Genomic DNA, 18,458 nt, shown 5'->3' on the forward strand with positions numbered 1-18,458 from the left:
CGCCTGCAAAAGAGACAATCATAATGCTGCCTGGACGTTTCGCATTCGCATAATCAATTTCATCGGCTGCTTTGTTAATCTCTTCATCTTCAATGGCGATAACCGCATGCAGGCCATCAGGGACAGGGCAATGGAGTCAGGTCCTATACCAAGTTCATACGTTTTGACTGTTTTGTAAGTTGTGAGGTCGACAACCGCCAGCAATCCCTGACTTGCTTCCGTGTCTGTATCACCTGTACGTATGACCGCCAGTCCATATTTGCCATCCTTGGATACCGTTACGCTCGTTACTTCCGCTTTGGCGGAGAGTTCATGGAAGCTGATGGTACGCAGTACGTGGATATTATTCAAATCGGCAATATCCACGACGGAAATGCTGCCATTGTCCGCTTCGGTTACGAGCAGCCGTTGTCCATCCGGAGTGGATGCTGATATTTCAGCTTTGCCGCCGGGCATTTGAAAGGAAGCTGTACGTTCAAATCCGGTTTTATTTTGTTCGAGGATCAATTGATCCGTAATCAGCTTTATTGTTTTTGGAGATACATAGGTTGTTCCTTTGGTGATGTAGCTTTTACTATCGAGGGAAGTGTTCACACCATTAATGGTAGCTGAGGATGTCCCTACTGGGATTTGTACTTTAGTGCTTCCAACCTGAATATCGACACTGCGACGTTTTCCGTCCCAAGTGACCGTTCCTTGCATATTTTCGATAGCGGTACGTAAAATCACATGATCGTTGACGGGTCCAGATGCGTTAGCCGCACTGACCATGGATGTGTAACTTGTTGCTCCTGCCGTTAAGATGGCTGTCATAGACAGGACGGCTAGCCACTGTTTTCTCTTTTCAATGTAACAGATCCCCTTTACCGTTTCGTATGTGATGACATGTACTGTTTTAGTATAGATTTGAAATGTTATGAAAAGGTAAAAGTATAAAGGGACTTGTGTAAACTGAATATGGATTTAGGTCGGGGACTGGTGGGAAAGAAGAAATTGAGGTAGAATCAAGTGAGAATAATTCTCATTTGTCTCATCCTTTTTATGAGAATCATGATTAAGATATAGACGAGGTGAATACACATGGGCTTTGATTCGTTAGCCGTTGTATACCAGCATTACTTAACGCAGGAACCATTCAGTCAGCAGGATGAAAACACGTACCTGCTCTCTGCTAAAGCGGGCAGTGGCAATATTAAAAGAGTAACCACGTATAGTGGCATCGAAATTGTGTATTCTCAGATTCATTATAGTGAGCCGTGTTCTACGTTCTTTGCGTCGAATATTCCTATCATTGAGCTGCAGTTTGCCTTGTCAGGTGCGCGTTATGTAGACATATCCGGTCAGGAATATACCCTGTCCACTGGACAGGGAGCACTTCTGATGATGCGTGATTTTGAAGCCTGGTTCCATCCGCCTGCGCAGGAGAATTATACTTCTTTTGCTCTCGGGATTCCGATCTCGTTGTTCAATTATGCGGGTGCACATTTGGCAACAAGCCAATGCATTCGGTTTCAGGACATTTTGGGACATCGTATTTTCAAACCCATCGTATTTCAGTTGGATCACAGAATACGAACGATGATTGACAGTCTGATTGTGGAATTGAATAATCCCTATAGATCGTCTTTGATGATGGAAGCGACAGCATTGGAAATATTGAATCGGTTTATGATTCAGCTGTTTGATCTGGCGCCGATTCCGGCGGGGTTCTCCAGAGAGGATATACGGAAGCTGCATACCGCTCGGGAGATCATGGAGGCTTGCATGGTGGACCCGCCATCCTTGTTGGCATTATCCAAACAGGTGGGCTTGAATGATTTCAAGTTAAAAAAAGGCTTCAAGGCGCTGTTCGGTACCACCGTCTTTGAATATTTACGCCAGATTCGTCTGGATAACGCCATGAAATTGCTGCGCAACCAGGAGAACAACGTCACCGACGCAGCGATAGCGGTTGGTTACAGTAATATCAGTGCCTTTTCCCAGCAATTCTATTGCAAATTCGGCGTTAAGCCTTCGGAAATGAAAAAAATATATTAATAATCCGTCTTACCGTCAATTGTTCCGTATGGAGGCAGTCGAGATACACAGAGCCTTGTATACTCCAGGTACAGTGGATACTGTACTGATAAATAAAGGAGTGTATGAGCGTGAACAGAATTAGAGGAAGTATCTTTTTTAGCGTGTTTGCAGCTATGTTGGGTCTTATGCTTATTGCTCCCATTATGCCGCCGCTTATTCGCGAACTGGGGATGAAAGAAAGTCATTCCGGGCTTATTATTTCGCTCGGGTCGATTGCAATGGCTGTAATGGCTCCGGTGTGGGGCAGATTGAGTGATTTGAAAGGCAGAAAACCAATTATTTTAATTGGATTCATAGGTATGTCCATAAGTTGCGCTTTGTTCGCTTTGGCCTTGTATGGTGGATTGAATGCTTGGAGGGGAGGGGGGCTCCTGTTAACCCTTCTGATTGTGACGCGTAGCTTGATTGGGGCATTCATACCGGCGGTGCTGTCTTCTTCCCAGGCATATATGGGAGATGTGACAGAAGGGGAAGATCGAGGAAGCGGCATGGCTATTATTAGTGCAGCGAATGGACTCGGGCTTGTATTTGGTCCTGCGATTGCAGGGGCTTTTACCATCATAGGTCTGCTGTGGCCGCTATATTTTGGCATCTTTATTGCCATTGCTGCCTTTATCATCGCGTTGTTGCTTATTCCAGCAGCCAGACCCGTCATTCAGGATAAACCGCCGAAGGTCAACCCGTTCCAACGCGGATTACGAATGTACCTTGCTGCAGGATTGGTGACGATGGTGGGCATTATGACGCTGCAGGTCATTGGCGGATTTTATTTTCAGGATCAACTCAACCTATCTCCAGCCGCAACAGCCAGAATGGTTTCGTTTGGGCTCATGTTCTCCGGGGCAGCGATGCTGATCATGCAGGTGATTCAGATGAAGTGGCTCAAATGGCGGCCGCGGCCCATGATTCTGCTCGGTTCTCTTTTTCTGCTGGGAAGCATGGTTCTGTTTCTGGTCTCTACTCAGCTGTCCATCTATTATTTCTCGTTTTTCCTGTTCGGTATGGGCTCGGGTCTGATGATGCCTGGTTTTATGGCGGAGCTTCTCTCTGTCAGCAAAGAACAGCAGGGCGGTGCAGCCGGATTGGTTGCAGCGATTCAGGGCATATCGGCCGTGATTACCCCATTGCTGACAACAACGCTGTATCAGGTAGATAAACATATTCCGTTTATGCTGGTAGCCCTATTGGTTGTTGTCATGGGCGCAGTCATGCTGGGGATGAAAACGAATCAACCGAGTTCGGTAACCGGGTAAATTAGTAAGGGGCTAGTATACAGCTGGACCGAATCTGGGCCGCATTCTATCGCAGTTTCAATAAATGCGGCCCGCCTGCTGTTCCAATCTCACCAACTGTTATCCAAATCTGATCTTGAGCACACGCACGCAGCTTTACTTCGCGATCGGATTGGAAGTGCACTCGAAAAAGCCCGTGCTTGCACCTGAAAACATAAGACTTCACTTGGCCTTGATCATCTCTCAGCCGCAGCCTGCATCAGCTTGTAAATCTGGCGGGTCGTGTTTACGTTCCGGACCGTCATATATTTGTACACCTTGGAGCCTACGAGCTTGCTCATACCACTCTTGGTGACAAGTTCTTTACTGACGGAATACAAAATGGCTCCGGGAACATATAGCAATGTGCCGATTTCCGGTTTGATGGGCAGCTTGTCCAGCACTGAAACGTCATTCACCTCATCCCAGAGGAACATGACATCACTTTTAGCCATCGCATCATTGGTCCATTCCTCCGGCAGTGCCTGAACAACAGTCCGGACTTCATCCAGATTACGTACCATGACCTTGATCTGTAAGCCAAAATCGACAGTTATGGCTTGTTCAAGAATCTGGGCTAATTCCACATTCGCATTGACGCGATCCTGATGATCGGCAAAGATAATATTGCCTGAGTTGATATACGTCACCACATCCAGCAAGCCTGCTTGTTCAAACGTTTCTTTCAGCTCTTTCATATTGATTTTATTGTTCCCGCCTACATTGATGCCTCGAAGCAAAGCAACATAAATCATATTCACGCCTCCATATCCCTGGTTGGGTCCTGTACTCTTGGGACCTTGTAAATGTATGTTTTATTTCTAACCATTAGCGAAACGACAAATACTCCAATACATGCACCACATGCTCTTCTCCCAGCAAATCATTCAATCGAGGTTCCACAAGCTTCAGATATTCGGGTTTGGTTTCGTAAGATTCCTCATCCTTCAATTCTCCACCATAAGTCCGTGCAGCTTCTATCAGGATAGCGACTGCGGTAAAAAAGTCAGACAATGACTCAGCGACCCGTGTTGGTTCGCCGCCTTCAAAGGCTGCATACACAGGCGAGTCAGGTGCTGCTGTGTCCACAATCAAGGGATTATCATTCACATTGGCGATGACAACATGACCTGGTTTCCATGAGGCAGCTTCCTCATAAGGCTCGTTCATGCCGACCCATCGATAGCCTAACTGCTGCCGATACAGATGTTCAGGTGCAACAAAGAAGATCACGGCTGCATCATCCGATTTCGACAGCCGCATTTTTCAACTTGAGTGTACCTTCGGCCTTCGCATCGACCATCTCATAGTGACTGTATAGATATTGAAGCTCTAGGGAGAGAGGAATTCGTTCGTCCGCTTCCGGTTGATGATGTTGTGTGAGAGGACGAAGATCATGGTTTTTGAAAAGTCCATAAGCTTCATTATATAAGTTCTGCTGTTCCACAAAACGGGTTAAGGCAGCCTCCAGTTGTTGCATGGGGATTGATTCCTCCTGGTCTTCTGGTATGTGTTCTTGCCTAAGTAGCTACTCCGTTGATCATAAGAATTATACTATATCAGAATGGGAAAGGCTTACAGATTTATTCAGTCTCAACGGGCATCGGATGTAGGATGGGCTGAGCTACAGCAGGAAAATTAATATTTATTATTCATCTCCCAGCATTTTCCGATATAATAACTTAATAGAACGAAAGCAAGAGGATACTACCTCAGAGAGGTGATTGGAATGACGGTTGACGTCCTAGTACGCAACAATGTAAAGGTACTTGGTACCGGCGGGCAAACCATTGTGTTTGCTCATGGGTTTGGATGTGATCAGGATATGTGGCGCTACATTGTTCCGAGTTTTATGGATAACTACCGTGTCGTTTTGTTTGATTACGTAGGCTCGGGCCAATCTCAAATTGACTATTATGATGCTGACAAGTACAGCAGTCTGCAAGGATACGCACAGGATGTGCTTGAAATTATGGAAGCGCTCAATCTGAGAGACGTCGTATTTGTCGGGCACTCTGTAAGCAGCATGATTGGCATGCTTGCATCCATTCAGGCAGCCGAATATTTTAGACGTATTGTAATGCTGGGGCCTTCTCCCCGTTACGTAAATGATCTTCCGAATTATTACGGCGGTTTTGACCGACGCGACATAGATGAGCTGCTGGAGATGATGCAGATGAATTTTGTTGGTTGGGCGAGTTATCTTGCTCCAATCGTGATGCAGAATCCCGAGCGCAAAGAGCTGACAGTGGAGTTGGAAAAAAGCTTTTGTTCAAGGGACCCGCATATTGCGAGGCAATTTGCCGAGGTGACGTTTTTCTCGGATTGTCGGGATGATCTGGAGCGGGCTTCTGTACCCACGTTGATTCTCCAATGTTCAGACGATAGCATCGCTCCAGTTGAAGTGGGGGATTACTTGCATGCTCATCTGAAGAATAGCAGACTTCTACAGATGACGGCGAAGGGACATTACCCTCATTTGAGTCAGCCAGAAGAAACAAGTCGTTTCATTAAAGACTATTTGCAGAGCGTGTAAAGTAAAAGGAGAGGAAAGTGCAATTATTCCATGGACCTACAATTAGATCTGGCACCTTGCGGATACTTCTCCATCTCTGACTCGGGAATCATTCAATCGATTAATCAAACCATGCTGGGCATGCTGAAATATGAACGCACCGATTTGTTAGGGAAGCATATTGAGTCGACGATGTCGGTGACCAACAAGTTGTTTTTTCACACGTATTTTTATCCATACATTCAGCTATATGGTCATGTGGATGAGATGTACTTCTCGTTTCGTACCAGTGATCAGCAGGATGTTCCGGTTCTTCTGAACGGGGTTCGCCAGACTCGCAACGGAGAAAGCATAATTGACTGTGTCGTGGTGATCATGCGCAAGCGAATTGAGCATGAGAAGGATATATTGCAGACCAAAACAAAGCTGCAGGAATTATATCAAGCTACGAATGAGGCGAATAAGGAGCTTGAGCGATTGCATGAGGAGTACAAGGTAAAACAGCAGGCATTAATCAAAGTGAATGATCAGTTGGAGACGATGGCTTCTACGGATTTGCTTACCGGACTGAAGAACCGCAGATATTTCCAGGACAAAATGGTTGAAAGCCTGACGTTTTTTCGGGACTCCCAACGTTGTTTTTCCCTGCTGGTCGTTGATATTGATCATTTCAAAAATATTAATGATACGTACGGGCATCCGATCGGGGATTTGGTGCTCGGCAATCTGGCGGGCCTGCTACAATCGGTGTCACGCAGTACGGATGTGGTCGCGCGTTATGGCGGAGAGGAATTTGTCATTATTCTTGCGGATTGTGATCAGGAGCAGGCGATGCATACCGCAGAGCGATACCGTTCACAAGTCGCTTCCGCTGATTGGGGCGAATATAACATCACGGTGAGTATCGGCGCAGCTACTGTTGCGGAGGAAGACACGGAGCAGTCCCTGTTCCAAAAAGCGGATAAGGCGCTGTATGTCTCCAAAACCGGAGGAAGAAATCGGGTGACACATGCGTCAGAAGCAGAGCGTAACAACTCAAACCTTCATAATTAAATGATAACTGTCGATATAGTATTTAATGCTATTATCCAAATTAGAGGAAGTGAGCACATCATTATGAATCAGGTTGAGGCTGTTTTGACTGCCATGCCGTTCATTCGGGAAGCTGCACGTCAGGATGTATCCATCTCGGTAATGGACAGGGAGAAGTTTTTGTTTTTCCAATCTGGGAATGCCTTGAAATATGATTTTAAGGCAGGAGATCCGCTCCCGGATATCCACAGGGATTTTAAGATGTTACAGAATGAGTCGAAAACAAGGGAGCATTATCCGGCCGAACTATTCGGTATCGCTGCGGATTCTTATTTCCATCCCATCAAGAACGAGCAGAATGAAATAGAAGCAGTGATTTGCATTACATACAGTATGGATACGCAGGATCAATTGAAAAAGCTGATGAATCAGGCTGACGAAGTTACCGGCCGACTGATTGAGGGCATTCAGCATGTTGCTGCTCATTCCGAGGAATTGAGTGCGACTTCGGAAGAAATCTTGAGTAATACGAAACGGGCGGTTGAGGATTCCGGAAACGTTAATGAGGTCGTTCTATACATTAAAGAGATTTCGGAGCAGACCAATCTGCTTGGCTTGAATGCTGCAATTGAAGCAGCGCGGGTCGGTGAGGCCGGGCAGGATTCGGGGTGGTCGCCACCGAAATTCGTAAGATGTCCACGGGAACCAAAGAAGCTACCGGACGGATTGAGCAGTCGCTTGACGCTGTAAAAAAATCCGTATTGAGTATGGAGCAAGAGATTGCCCAGATTTCAGTTTCTTCGCAAGAGCAGGCGAAGCTGGTCACAGAGTTTATGAATGTGATCGATCAATTGAATGAAACAAATCACGGCTTGCGCAGGCTGGTCGAAAAAATAACGGATGACGTGGAATAATTCCGTCGATACATGAACGAAACGCTCAACCACAGATGTGGTTGAGCGTTTTCTTATTTGCTTCAGGATGAACTTGGGTCAGCTTCCTTTTAGGAATACTGTTTATTCAGCAAAGCGGTATCGTAGTATTCTTCAAATGACTTGATCTTGTTGTGTTCAAATTTGAAGATTTGCACGTAAATGCCGTTATACTTGATTTTTTTGTCGTTACCCCAGGGTCCGTTGGCAGTGATGTCGATGTTGCTCCGTGTTTTGGTAACAATGGTATTCGGATTTTCGCCGACTATAAACTCGTCAATCGTCCATTCGAATGTACCTTTCATATCAGTGAAAATCGGATTGAAGAAGCTTTTAACAGCGTCCCAGCCTTCTTGAACAGCATTGTGCAGGACGGCGACATCTGCTGTAACAAACGGTGTAATCACTGCCGGGTTTTCCTCAACCCACAGCGAATAAAATTGGTCCGTATCACCCAGATACAGCGAGAAAAATTCTATAATGACATCCATGTTTTTGCGGGCGTCTTCATTTGCAGTATCCATTGACGCGTTAACGGTTACATTTTTGATCGTTTTGGAATCCATATATTCCACTCCCCTTTCACATCAAAGTATAAATTAAAGAATCTCAAATCATAATAGACTGTTTCAGTAGAGTGTAAAAAAACTGTACAAATACGTCGATATGTAAAGAGAATGGCCAAGACACCATAGCAGCGTTAGAACCTCAGGAGGGAGATACCTATGCTTAGAAAAATCACGCCCAAAGAACTCCTGGCTGAATCCCTGATTGATTTGGCCAAACGGAACCCGATTCAATCCATTACTGTCACCAACATCACGGATCATTGTCAGGTAAGCAGACAGATGTTCTATTATCATTTTTCGAGCAAGTACGATCTGATTGCCTGGATCTATAGTGACAAAGCGGATAAAATCATCAATCAATATATAGAGAAGGAGCCTTGGGGGCGCGTGGCCGGAAGAATTGTAGCGTTTATTAAAGAGGACTATCTCTATTTCAAAAAAGTATTTGACGACGATACACATTTATCATTCTATAATATTATTTTTCAATATACGGTCGAGTGCCATACCAAGCATATCCAGAAAAAATTGGGTCTTGCCTCATTGCCACAGGATATTGCTTTTGCGATCCAGTTTAATGCCTACGGAGGAGTCAATGTCACCAAAGACTGGCTTGAAAACGGCATGAGGGAATCCCCGCCGAATTGGGGAATTAATTTTTTCCGCCATGCCTCAGCCTATTAGAACGTATTTTAACAACGAATCGTAGAATCACTTTACCGGCATTATCCTGGTCACTCTTTCCGGTTACTCGTGGCTCATAAATCCATATCCCTTGGCAGGGGAACTGGCTTGGAGAGTGAAGTCTTCGTTGGCGTCATCCATAAACTTCGGATTCACATACAATGAATGAGCATCATTTCCTGATCCCTCGACGTAGGAGGTGAAGCCGGCATACTCCCTGTTTTTCCAGACCCAGAGCGCATCTTCTTGTGGTGCAGGGGAGTAGTACACGTTATGATCAAACACATTCCCCGAATTACTGGTGTATTCATTGTAGATGAGCACGTCAGAGCTATTTGATACGAGAATGTTCCGCTTGAACGTATTGTTCTTCGTTTGGGCTTGCATGAACAGCTGCCCATTGCCAGCATCCAGCAGGTCGTTATCAACTATTGTATTGTACATAATCGTACTGTCCACGGTAGAACCGCGTTCCTCATCATAGCCGCCCATGGCGATACCTGTCAGCCTGTTATGAAAAATGAGATTATCCTGCAACGTAATGTTGCTCGTTGAACGTCCGGCGTGCTCCGAAGCAATCTCGATCCCGATATCGTTGCGGTATACCCGATTATGGTCGATGATATGATTTTTGCCTCCATCTACATAGATTCCCCGGCAGAATTGCTTTCATTGGGGAGGTTCGTTCCATAGGAAGGGTTGAGATTGGAAGAAATATTATAGATTTCGTTTCCTCGTACAATGCCGTTTCGCACTTGATCATACGTGTCATCTTCGGATGTACCTTCATAACCGATCAGATCAATACCAATGTTGTCGCTGTCATGAATGGTGTTGTCCAAGATGGCAAACGTATCGACATTCCCGTTGACTGCAAGTGACTCACTTGAACCGAGCACGAGATCATACAATTCATTATCCTTGATCATAATGTCCCGTAAGGCTTGGGGATGCTCCGTACCATAGATTGCAATTCCGTGGGCATCTCTACCCTGCAAATCCGGTCCTGAGGGCTTGGCATCATTTGCAATGGAATGAACGGTGTTGCCCAGGATTTGAATGTGTTCCCCTGCTCCGTGAATATAGATGCCAGTAGGCACTTGACCCCGAAGAGAGGTTGTAAAGTTGCGGATATCGAGATTTTGAATCGTAATAAAGCTGGCATTTTCGACTTCAATTAAACCTTCTATACCGCGTACCGACAGACCTTCACCATCAATGATGACTTTCTCCTGTGGATAACTGGAGAACAGGGTGGGATTGCCGGAGGCATTTCCGCTCCGGGTTATTTTCACCTTTTGATGATATACCCCTTCCCGTAAATAAACGGTACTGCCTGGCTTGGCATGATCTGCAGCATGCTGTAGCGTTCTCCAGGGTTCTTGAATGGTTCCTGTATTTTGGTCATTTCCATCGGGTGCTATGTAATAAATTTCTTTGGTGGCGGGTGTATGAACCGAATCTGGTGAAGGCATGGAAGAGCCCTCATCCTGACAACCTGTTGCGAGAAGCATTAGAATCAGGGCCAGAACGTATTGTGTGACTGTACGAAGCAAAGTGTTTCCTCCTTATGAATTTGCTATAAAGTTTGATTATAGCAGATTTGAATGGAGGAATAGGGGTGTGATATGTTCATAGAAAACTAGCATGAGTGGAAGAATGGAGGATTAAGATGTGGAATGGTATTTTTGAACGGGAATGGATAAATCCATAGGGGGGAGCAAGCAGAATGTAAAGTAGGCTGAAGGGAGCAATAATTATGCATAAATTAATCGCAAACGAATTAGTGGATCGGGAGAATCATGCTTGGGAGGAACTCAAGGAACTGTTGGACCATGGACAAAATAAATATACCTATGTTCCTGCACAGCGAGAGGTCGGAGAGGACGCGCTTTATCGCCTACAAGTAAGTACTAAATCCTATTTGGGGGCTGTTGCCTATGAGACAGCGGGCATTGTGCTGGATGATGGCTGGATTACGTTGCTTGGATCGGGAGGTGATCAAACCTTCGGGAGTCTGACCAGTTGGAATGGTGTGGCTGACAAGCCTTGTGTACCCGCACTGGAAGGCATGATGGTCGTCGCTTATGATGCTGCGGGTGGATTTTTCGGAATGGATACGGGTAAGTATGGCTGTACAGGACATGTATACTATTTTGCCCCTGACACGCTGGAATGGGAATCGACAGAACTGGCTTATTCGGGCTTCATCAACTGGTTGGCTAATGGTGATCTGGAGCAGTATTATCAGACCTTTCGCTGGAAGGGTTGGCAGAACGACATGGTACAGCTTCAGATAGGACAAGTATTCGCCTATTATCCACCGCTTTGGACGGAAGAGGGCAGCGGCGAGAGCAGCAGCAAAGCTCCTGTAGCTGTGGAAGAAGCCTGGAAAGCAGCATTGGCTGGGAAATGATGTGCTATGACAGGACTGTATGGAGGGAGTGTATGAATAACTTGAATATCGATAACATTCAGAAGCATTACGGCATTTTGTTTCCGCATGAATATCTGGAGTTTCAACGGGAGGCCGATGGTCAAGCATTTGATATGATTGAAAATGGAGAGGTCATCGACTGGGAGTAATCAGTTCATTGCGAATAACATCAATCTGGTAGATGACGTGAATCCCGATCCACGCCGGATTATTCCGTTTGCTTGGAGTGTCAGCAGCGGCAACAACTACTTATTGGATTACCGAAAGAATTCAGAATCTCCTGCCGTACTGGTTATGGACCATGAAGAAGCGATGGTACGCGAAGATGCCGAGAGTGAATCAGAGACGCCGGAGGAAGCCCAGCAACTGCTGGAGGAAAATGTACGAGAGATCGCTGCCAATTTCAATGCATTCATAGCTTGTTTAAAAGCCAGACCGAGTGATCCAGTTGAGTGATTCACCGTTTGAATATCCTCGTGAACGACAAAAGGCTCGCGCTATTCGCGGGCCTTTTACTCCATCGAATACATGAATGTTTTGATTGAATGATATAGAATACATCCTAGTTTGCAACCTATCCAGTCTCAGTCATTGTAACCGTAGAAGTCGATCGTGCAGCTTTGTTATGCCAGACCACGATGACTAGCGAGATCAGACAGACTAAGAGCAGACATCCATATACAACATGATAGGCTTCCTCTACTGGAACACCCGGAATGCTATGCAGCAGCAGCCCACAGACAGCCACGGATACCGAACCGCCAAAAAACTGGATCAGCTGTAACAAGCCCATGCCGGAGCCGATTTGCGCTTTGGGCAGCACCCGAGATGCTTCGTTATTCAGGGAAGCTATGGAGGCTGAGAGTGCCGGGAGAAAAGAGATATCCGCCGGTGATAATCAAAGCAGACTGATTCAGTCCCAGCATAAACAGAGCTAACACTCCGGCAAGCAAAATGTGTCCGATCATTAGAAAACGCATATTGCCATATCGATCAATCCAGCGACCTACGAAACGGGTGCAGAATGCCGAGACGATGGCTCCAGGAGCAATCAGCAGACCAATAGCCAGTGACGAACGTCCAAACAGATCAGCGAGCACTAGCGGCATCAGGAACAGATTGCCCAGATTTACGACCAGAACGCAGAAGCCGATGATCAGTAGCCGGGAAAACCCGGGTGTTCGGAATACATGTGGATTCACAAAAGGCAGGCTTGCCCTGCGAATATACACGATGTGCACAATAAGTGAAATGACACCGATGGACAGCCATAACCATGACTGCTGAGTGATGGCAACCAGAAGGGTAGTTGCATTAATCACGGTTAATGCTGCACCGATCATATCAAAAGGATTCTCCGGTTTGGCCGTTTCACGCGGGAGAAAATAGAGCAGTACGGGCAGTGCAAGCAGGACCAGCACCGTAATAGCGAAAAGTCCATTCCAACCCCAGTACTCACTAATGAGTCCACCTACGATTGGACCGAGCCCAAATGCCATGGCACTGCCTGATGAAATAAGTGCGATGGCAGCTCCGCGCCGTTCCAACGGGATGTAACGGCTTGCGATGACAAGCCCAAGCCCGGCCATGACCCCTGCACCCGCAGATTGCAGAATGCGTGTCAGCAGAAGGATCGCAAAGCTGTGAGCAAATAATCCGAATAATGAAGATAAACCCAAAATAAGCAATCCCACCGTCAGCAGTTTGCGCACCGGGATACGATCAGATAATCGACTGTAAATCACCGTCGACAAGGCGTAACCAATGGAGTAGCTTGAGATGACCCAGGACCCCAGGTCCGATGTAATCTGAAGATCATGAATAATAACGGGTAAAGAGACGTTAAACATGGTGGTATTCATCACAACGATGAACAGGCAGCAAGTCCAGAGAGGCATTACAATTTTATCTTTCACGTAACCATTCCTGTCTATGAATTCAATGGAGTCATGATAAATGTACCTGTTTTCTGATTCGAACAGGTAACCAAATCAATAAACCATTTTACGCTCAATCTTCTTATATGGCAATAATGTCATAATTACAGTGGGTTGAAAAAATTAGACTCCATTTTCCTTATCTAGCTAGGATCGTCAAGGTTGTATAGGATGCTATAAAAAAATAGGCGCCCTAAATTTAAAGGGCGCCTATTACTGTTAGGCTACGCTGGCTTGTTTCCCCGATTGCGAATCCATTTGATGACATCCATCAGAATGACGGCTGCGAGAGCGAGTCCTCCTGCGATCAGGAACTCATTCCAGCCAAACGCAGCCGGGATGGCAAAGATGCCGCGTACACCCGGGATCAGCGTGATCGCGTAAAGGCAGAGACAAACCAGGATGGAACCAAGAACTAATTTATTGGTGGTGAAGCCGACCTGGAAAATCGTCTGTGTATTGGAGCGTGCTGCAAAAGTTTGCAGACTCCGTGCCAGAATCAAGGTTGTAAAGGCCATGGCCACACTTATTTCCTCCGAGATCCCAAGTCCGATATATTGGGACACGATGACCGCCACCCCGATCAGGACACCGCGAGTAATGACAGCCTGTAACGTTCCGCCGGCAAAGATGCCTTCGTTAATATCTCGCGGTTTGCGTCGCATGACATCCGGTTCAGCTTTTTCGGTACCGAGTGCAATGGCAGGCAGGGAGTCATTCACCAGATTGATAAAGAGCAGTTGCAGCGCTGTAAAAGGATTCACCCAACCGACCACAAGTGCAAACAAAATGGCGATAATCGCCCCGAGGTTTCCTGCAAACAGGTACGCAATGGCTTTTTTGATATTATCAAATACCATTCGCCCGACACTGACTGCATTCACGATGGACACAAAGTTATCATCCGTCAAAATCATGGCTGCCGCATCTTTGGCGACATCCGTCCCGCTGCCCATCGCTACGCCGATGTCGGCTTGTTTCAATGCTGGTGCGTCGTTGACACCATCTCCAGTCATGGCTGCAATCTTGCCTTTGCGCTGCCACGCACGCACGATGCGGATTTTATTTTCAGGAGATACACGTGCGTACACCGAGATATGTTCGAGCTGCTGGTCGAGTTCTTCATCCGACAGTTTGTCCAGCTCTGCTCCGGTAAGGGCCAGGTCGTCCGGGCCTGCAAGTCCGATATCAATACCGATGGCTTGGGCTGTTGTTTTGTGGTCGCCGGTAATCATGATGGTACGAATGCCCGCCTTCTTGGACTCTTCGATCGAACCATATACTGCTTCACGCGGGGGATCAATCATGGCTGTCAGACCAACAAGTGTTAAATCATATTCGTCCTCTATCGTAACCTGATTTTTGTCATCAAACTTTTTGTAGGCGTAAGCCAGCACACGGAAGGCGCGTTTGGAGAACGCTTCGTTCTTCTCTTCAAATTGCGTGCGAATCTCAGGCGTCAATGGCTGAACTTCACCGTTTATGAAAACATGACTACAACGGCTAAACAGCACATCCGGGCCACCTTTGGTCAGCAAAGCGGTCTGTCCCTCAAACGTATGCACCGTACTCATCAATTTCCGATCCGAGTCAAAAGGAAGCTCGGCTTCACGCGGAAACTGGTCACGAATTTCATTGTAATCCTTGTTCACCCGGTTACTGAAGGCGATGAGCGCTACCTCGGTGGGATCACCAAGTTCCTTGCCTTCCTGGTTAATATTCGAATCATTGCAGAGTACTGCAATATGTAACAAGCGGCGTTCCTCTGCAGACCACTGTTTGGGATCATCGGGGAATTGGTCTTTCGTGCCATGGGGAATGTAATAGTCCACCACAGTCATCTTGTTTTGAGTAAGCGTTCCTGTTTTGTCAGTACAGATAATGCTGGCAGAACCCAAAGCTTCCACGGCAGGAAGACGTCTGATAATGGCGTGCTGCTTGGCCATTTTATTCGTTCCGAGAGATAATACAATCGTTACAATAGATGAAAGGGCTTCAGGAATGGCTGCGACAGCTACGGCAACTGCGAACATTAGGGCATTCACAATGGATGGGCCGATATTTTCCGTTCCTTCCGTTAACCAGACACGACCTGCTTCAATAGCAAAAATGAGGATCGACAAGCCCAGGATAAAGAATCCAAGTTTCTTGCTGAACGATTCCAATTTGCGTTGTAACGGTGTTTCTTTGGCTTCAGCATTTTCAATTAATTCGGCGATTTTGCCGATTTCCGTTTTCAGTGCGGTGCCTGTAATAACGAGCATGCCACGACCATACACGACCAGTGAACCACTAAATGCCATGTTGCGACGGTCTCCGATCGGTGCTTCTTCGGGAATGGCATGCGCATGTTTCTCCGCAGCTTCGGATTCTCCGGTCAGCATGCCTTCATTGATTCGGAGACTTCCTGATTCCAATATGCGTCCATCTGCAGGCACGTAATCTCCCGCATCGAGCAGGACAATATCGCCGGGAACGAGTTCCCTCGCCGGAATCGTCTTTTTCTGACCATCACGAATGACCTTGGCTTCGGGTGCAGACATTTGCCGCAGTGCATCCAGAGAACTTTCGGCTTTTTTGGTCTGTACGACACTAATGACGGCATTTAACAGAATGACGAGAAAGATAATCAGCGATTCAATCAGGTGTCCGAGTACTATCTGGACAGCCGCTGCAATGAGAAGCACGATCACCATGGGATCTTTAAAATTTTCAATAAATAGCTTCCAGATGGGGGTTGCAGCTTTTCCTTTTAACTCGTTATAGCCTTCCGTCTCAAGTCTCTTTGCAGCTTCGGAGGTGGTGAGCCCATCCCTGGAACTCTTAACGTCCTGAAGTGTCTCCTCTGCACTGTGTCTGTAATGTTGCAAATGACCAGCTCCTTGGATCATAGATTTCGGATATTAGATTTCTTTGTGTATATAACCTTGCAGGCGTCTAAGAATCAGTAAAACTTCATCAAATTTATGAACTCCATAGGTAGAATCTCCGCGTCTGGTGAATCTCATTCGTTTGCTATGATTGCGCATTGTATATTACAGCTACTTCGTTGCCGAATGACACGGTTATAATGATTACGTTGTGGGACAAATTTCGTTTTATAGATGGGGTTTAAACTATAGTGGGGATACGGTGTGTTCACCTACTGGATGTTAGGAAAAGAACGGAAACACGTATAAATTAAGAAAAGCCCGTACCTGATGGTGCGGGTTTTCGTGTATTGTAGAGTTAATAACACGACTTCATTTAAATATATTTTTGATGTAGTAACACTTAAAACTATGGAGTCTTCAGCCACAGAAAGGATTACAATATGTCCAACAACATAGATTGGGTGGCACAATGGAAGTTAACCAAGCCACTGACAGACCAATGGATGACTGCGGGCAAGCTGCATCACTTTTCAAGTCATGCCTTGCTGCTCATCCTTGACGGGAAAGCCATCTGGAACATCAATAGTCACAGGGTTCAGGTATCTTATGGAGAGTTAATTGCTGTGGAAGAAAACTCTGTAATTGAAGTGATTGAGGGTGGCAATCTGGATCTGGCCGGATGGCATATTCAGTTTGATACATATGCGATGTTTCCTGACCGAGGTGAAATGGAGAAATATGAATGGCATGTACCGTCAGGAGATACGTATCAAAAAGTACAATTAACCGCTGGCACGCTGGCGATTCTCAGTCAGCAATGGAGTGAACACGGTTCTCCTGATTGGAATGCAACCCGGGTTAGAAATCAGTATCTGATATATGAATTGCTGCAACATGTATATCGTGAGCAGCCGGAAGAGCAGTCGAATATTGAGCAAGGTATTCTCCGCTCTGTGGATTACATGCAGCAGCATTATGACCAGGTCATCACACGAAAGCAATTGGCTGAGATCGCTGGTATCACTCCCTGGCATTATTCCCGCAAATTCAGTGAGCGATATGGAAAGCCACCTCTGGATTACCTGGCTCATTACCGAATCTATCGTGCTCAAGAGGAGCTGTTGTTAACAACGGCGACCTCTCAGGACATTGCCAAGAAGACCGGATTCGAGGATGCTCATTATTTCAGTCGTCGTTTCAAACAGCTAACAGGCGTTTCCCCGAGAAATTATAGACAAACGTTGCCCCTGCGTAATATCGTATGTCTTTCCCCGCTTTGTGCGGAAGTGTTGATTCACTTGGGGGTTATTCCACATGCCGTTATGGTGACACCCTTGCTTTTGCCTGAACATCAGCATGAACTATTTGAATTGCATCAGGTGAAGATGCTGGAAGTCCCGCAATATGAGCTGGATGTGGAACGGATTCGGCAAGTTCAGCCTGAATGGATTATAGGAAACGTATGGACAGAAGAGATCAAGCAAAGACTGCGCACCATTGCACCCATCTTAACGGGTCTGAATAACGATGTGGAGACCCTGCTCCATCAACTAGCCGGTTTGTTTCACCGTGAAGATACAGCCTATGAACTTCATTTGCAGCTGCAATTGGAAGTGAACGCAGCACAGCGACAACTGGAACATCTAGTCCAATCTTCCTCCACTGTGATGGTACTGAGGGTAGAAACGTTTGGTTATCGATACATGGGTGGTCATTCTAATGGGGTATCCCATGTGCTGTATGAACAGCTCCCATTAACTCTGCCACAGCCGCTGCAAGCAGGGGAGGCGTGGTTTAATCCTTGCTCACTCGACTTATTGGCCAAAGCTAATCCAGATTACCTGTTTGTTGAGAAACGGGTCATGCAGCACTTTAGTGCTGAAGATAATATGAAGAAGTTAGTGGAGAGCTCCCAATGGAATGACTTGGAGGCTGTAAAAAACAACAGGGTATTTCTCGTGGATACTCGCCTGTGGGTGGATGGTCGCGGAATTATCGGACACAAAATGATTTTGAATGAAATTGTGAATAGTCTGGTCACCAATGTATTGTAGAGCACAATAATCCAACTGAATACGCACCATCTCCTATGGAAGGATCTCTTCCTATTTGCTAGTATTTGATAATAA

At 46.2% G+C, this 18,458-nt stretch carries 21 protein-coding genes; 11 read left to right on the forward strand and 10 right to left on the reverse strand.

Annotated features, from left to right (window positions below):
• Positions 1-18 precede the first annotated feature (18 nt).
• Complete coding sequence (locus ACTWJ7_RS11495) at positions 19-813, reverse strand: stalk domain-containing protein (protein ID WP_443145457.1); 795 nt, start codon at positions 811-813, stop codon at positions 19-21.
• Positions 814-1,080: 267 nt separating this feature from the next.
• Here ACTWJ7_RS11495 and ACTWJ7_RS11500 point away from each other — a divergent pair, with 267 nt between their 5' ends.
• Both ACTWJ7_RS11500 and ACTWJ7_RS11505 read left to right on the forward strand, forming a co-directional pair.
• The gene (locus tag ACTWJ7_RS11500; protein WP_301878132.1) at positions 1,081-2,037 is read left to right on the forward strand and encodes a helix-turn-helix transcriptional regulator; all 957 of its coding nucleotides are present in this window, start codon (positions 1,081-1,083) and stop codon (positions 2,035-2,037) included.
• 110 nt (positions 2,038-2,147) lie between these two features.
• Positions 2,148-3,332, forward strand: coding sequence for an MFS transporter (locus ACTWJ7_RS11505; RefSeq protein ID WP_443145458.1), 1,185 nt, complete (start codon positions 2,148-2,150; stop codon positions 3,330-3,332).
• A gap of 215 nt (positions 3,333-3,547) precedes the next feature.
• On the opposite strand, the gene ACTWJ7_RS11510 is transcribed toward ACTWJ7_RS11505, so the two are convergent.
• The 3 genes from ACTWJ7_RS11510 to ACTWJ7_RS11520 all read right to left on the reverse strand — a co-directional run bounded on the left by ACTWJ7_RS11510 (position 3,548) and on the right by ACTWJ7_RS11520 (position 4,830).
• The gene (locus ACTWJ7_RS11510) at positions 3,548-4,105 is read right to left on the reverse strand and encodes a DUF1697 domain-containing protein (protein ID WP_301878129.1); all 558 of its coding nucleotides are present in this window, start codon (positions 4,103-4,105) and stop codon (positions 3,548-3,550) included.
• Between the two features lie 73 nt (positions 4,106-4,178).
• Complete coding sequence (locus tag ACTWJ7_RS11515; protein WP_301878127.1) at positions 4,179-4,613, reverse strand: hypothetical protein; 435 nt, start codon at positions 4,611-4,613, stop codon at positions 4,179-4,181.
• Entirely contained in the window at positions 4,591-4,830 is a 240-nt protein-coding gene (locus ACTWJ7_RS11520; protein WP_301878126.1) for a hypothetical protein, read from the reverse strand. The genes ACTWJ7_RS11515 and ACTWJ7_RS11520 overlap by 23 nt, the downstream gene beginning before the upstream one ends.
• Before the next feature lie 249 nt (positions 4,831-5,079).
• On the opposite strand from ACTWJ7_RS11520, the gene ACTWJ7_RS11525 reads away from it, so the two are divergent.
• The 4 genes from ACTWJ7_RS11525 (at position 5,080) to ACTWJ7_RS11540 (ending at position 7,811) form a co-directional block, all read left to right on the forward strand.
• Positions 5,080-5,886, forward strand: a complete 807-nt coding sequence (locus ACTWJ7_RS11525) for an alpha/beta fold hydrolase (protein ID WP_079351180.1) — start codon at positions 5,080-5,082, stop codon at positions 5,884-5,886.
• Positions 5,887-5,916: 30 nt separating this feature from the next.
• Entirely contained in the window at positions 5,917-6,918 is a 1,002-nt protein-coding gene (locus tag ACTWJ7_RS11530) for a sensor domain-containing diguanylate cyclase (protein WP_079351181.1), read from the forward strand.
• Positions 6,919-6,981: 63 nt separating this feature from the next.
• On the forward strand, positions 6,982-7,647 hold the full coding sequence (locus ACTWJ7_RS11535) for a methyl-accepting chemotaxis protein (RefSeq protein WP_443145459.1): 666 nt from the start codon (positions 6,982-6,984) through the stop codon (positions 7,645-7,647).
• 11 nt (positions 7,648-7,658) lie between these two features.
• Complete coding sequence (locus ACTWJ7_RS11540; protein WP_443145460.1) at positions 7,659-7,811, forward strand: hypothetical protein; 153 nt, start codon at positions 7,659-7,661, stop codon at positions 7,809-7,811.
• A gap of 89 nt (positions 7,812-7,900) precedes the next feature.
• Here the strand turns inward: ACTWJ7_RS11540 and ACTWJ7_RS11545 are convergent, their stop codons facing one another.
• A complete protein-coding gene (locus ACTWJ7_RS11545; protein ID WP_079351183.1) occupies positions 7,901-8,395 on the reverse strand; it encodes a nuclear transport factor 2 family protein in 495 nt (164 codons plus the stop codon).
• A 159-nt stretch (positions 8,396-8,554) separates the two neighbouring features.
• Between ACTWJ7_RS11545 and ACTWJ7_RS11550 the strand changes: the two genes are divergently transcribed.
• On the forward strand, positions 8,555-9,082 hold the full coding sequence (locus ACTWJ7_RS11550) for a TetR/AcrR family transcriptional regulator C-terminal domain-containing protein (RefSeq protein ID WP_443145461.1): 528 nt from the start codon (positions 8,555-8,557) through the stop codon (positions 9,080-9,082).
• Positions 9,083-9,145: 63 nt separating this feature from the next.
• Here the strand turns inward: ACTWJ7_RS11550 and ACTWJ7_RS11555 are convergent, their stop codons facing one another.
• Entirely contained in the window at positions 9,146-9,733 is a 588-nt protein-coding gene (locus ACTWJ7_RS11555) for a right-handed parallel beta-helix repeat-containing protein (protein WP_443146367.1), read from the reverse strand.
• Positions 9,724-10,638: a hypothetical protein gene (locus ACTWJ7_RS11560; RefSeq protein ID WP_443145462.1), complete on the reverse strand. Its 915-nt coding sequence runs from the start codon at positions 10,636-10,638 to the stop codon at positions 9,724-9,726. Before ACTWJ7_RS11560 ends, ACTWJ7_RS11555 begins: the two co-directional genes overlap by 10 nt.
• A gap of 203 nt (positions 10,639-10,841) precedes the next feature.
• Between ACTWJ7_RS11560 and ACTWJ7_RS11565 the strand changes: the two genes are divergently transcribed.
• Genes ACTWJ7_RS11565 through ACTWJ7_RS11575 form a run of 3 tightly spaced genes read left to right on the forward strand, consistent with a single transcriptional unit; the run spans position 10,842 to position 11,975 of the window.
• On the forward strand, positions 10,842-11,498 hold the full coding sequence (locus ACTWJ7_RS11565) for a DUF2625 domain-containing protein (RefSeq protein ID WP_301878119.1): 657 nt from the start codon (positions 10,842-10,844) through the stop codon (positions 11,496-11,498).
• Between the two features lie 32 nt (positions 11,499-11,530).
• Positions 11,531-11,668, forward strand: coding sequence for a hypothetical protein (locus ACTWJ7_RS11570; RefSeq protein WP_301878117.1), 138 nt, complete (start codon positions 11,531-11,533; stop codon positions 11,666-11,668).
• Complete coding sequence (locus ACTWJ7_RS11575; protein ID WP_443145463.1) at positions 11,637-11,975, forward strand: hypothetical protein; 339 nt, start codon at positions 11,637-11,639, stop codon at positions 11,973-11,975. The genes ACTWJ7_RS11570 and ACTWJ7_RS11575 overlap by 32 nt, the downstream gene beginning before the upstream one ends.
• A 118-nt stretch (positions 11,976-12,093) precedes the next feature.
• Here the strand turns inward: ACTWJ7_RS11575 and ACTWJ7_RS11580 are convergent, their stop codons facing one another.
• From ACTWJ7_RS11580 to ACTWJ7_RS11590, 3 genes are all read right to left on the reverse strand, one after another.
• Positions 12,094-12,342, reverse strand: coding sequence for a hypothetical protein (locus ACTWJ7_RS11580; protein ID WP_443145464.1), 249 nt, complete (start codon positions 12,340-12,342; stop codon positions 12,094-12,096).
• 13 nt (positions 12,343-12,355) lie between these two features.
• A complete protein-coding gene (locus ACTWJ7_RS11585) occupies positions 12,356-13,435 on the reverse strand; it encodes an MFS transporter (protein WP_443145465.1) in 1,080 nt (359 codons plus the stop codon).
• 245 nt (positions 13,436-13,680) lie between these two features.
• A complete protein-coding gene (locus ACTWJ7_RS11590) occupies positions 13,681-16,326 on the reverse strand; it encodes a cation-translocating P-type ATPase (protein WP_443145466.1) in 2,646 nt (881 codons plus the stop codon).
• Between the two features lie 443 nt (positions 16,327-16,769).
• Here ACTWJ7_RS11590 and ACTWJ7_RS11595 point away from each other — a divergent pair, with 443 nt between their 5' ends.
• Positions 16,770-18,383, forward strand: coding sequence for a helix-turn-helix domain-containing protein (locus ACTWJ7_RS11595; protein ID WP_301878111.1), 1,614 nt, complete (start codon positions 16,770-16,772; stop codon positions 18,381-18,383).
• The last annotated feature ends 75 nt before the right edge of the window (positions 18,384-18,458 follow it).

The sequence above is a fragment of the Paenibacillus sp. 1A_MP2 genome (assembly GCF_052244825.1).
GTDB lineage: Bacteria > Bacillota > Bacilli > Paenibacillales > Paenibacillaceae > Paenibacillus > Paenibacillus vandeheii.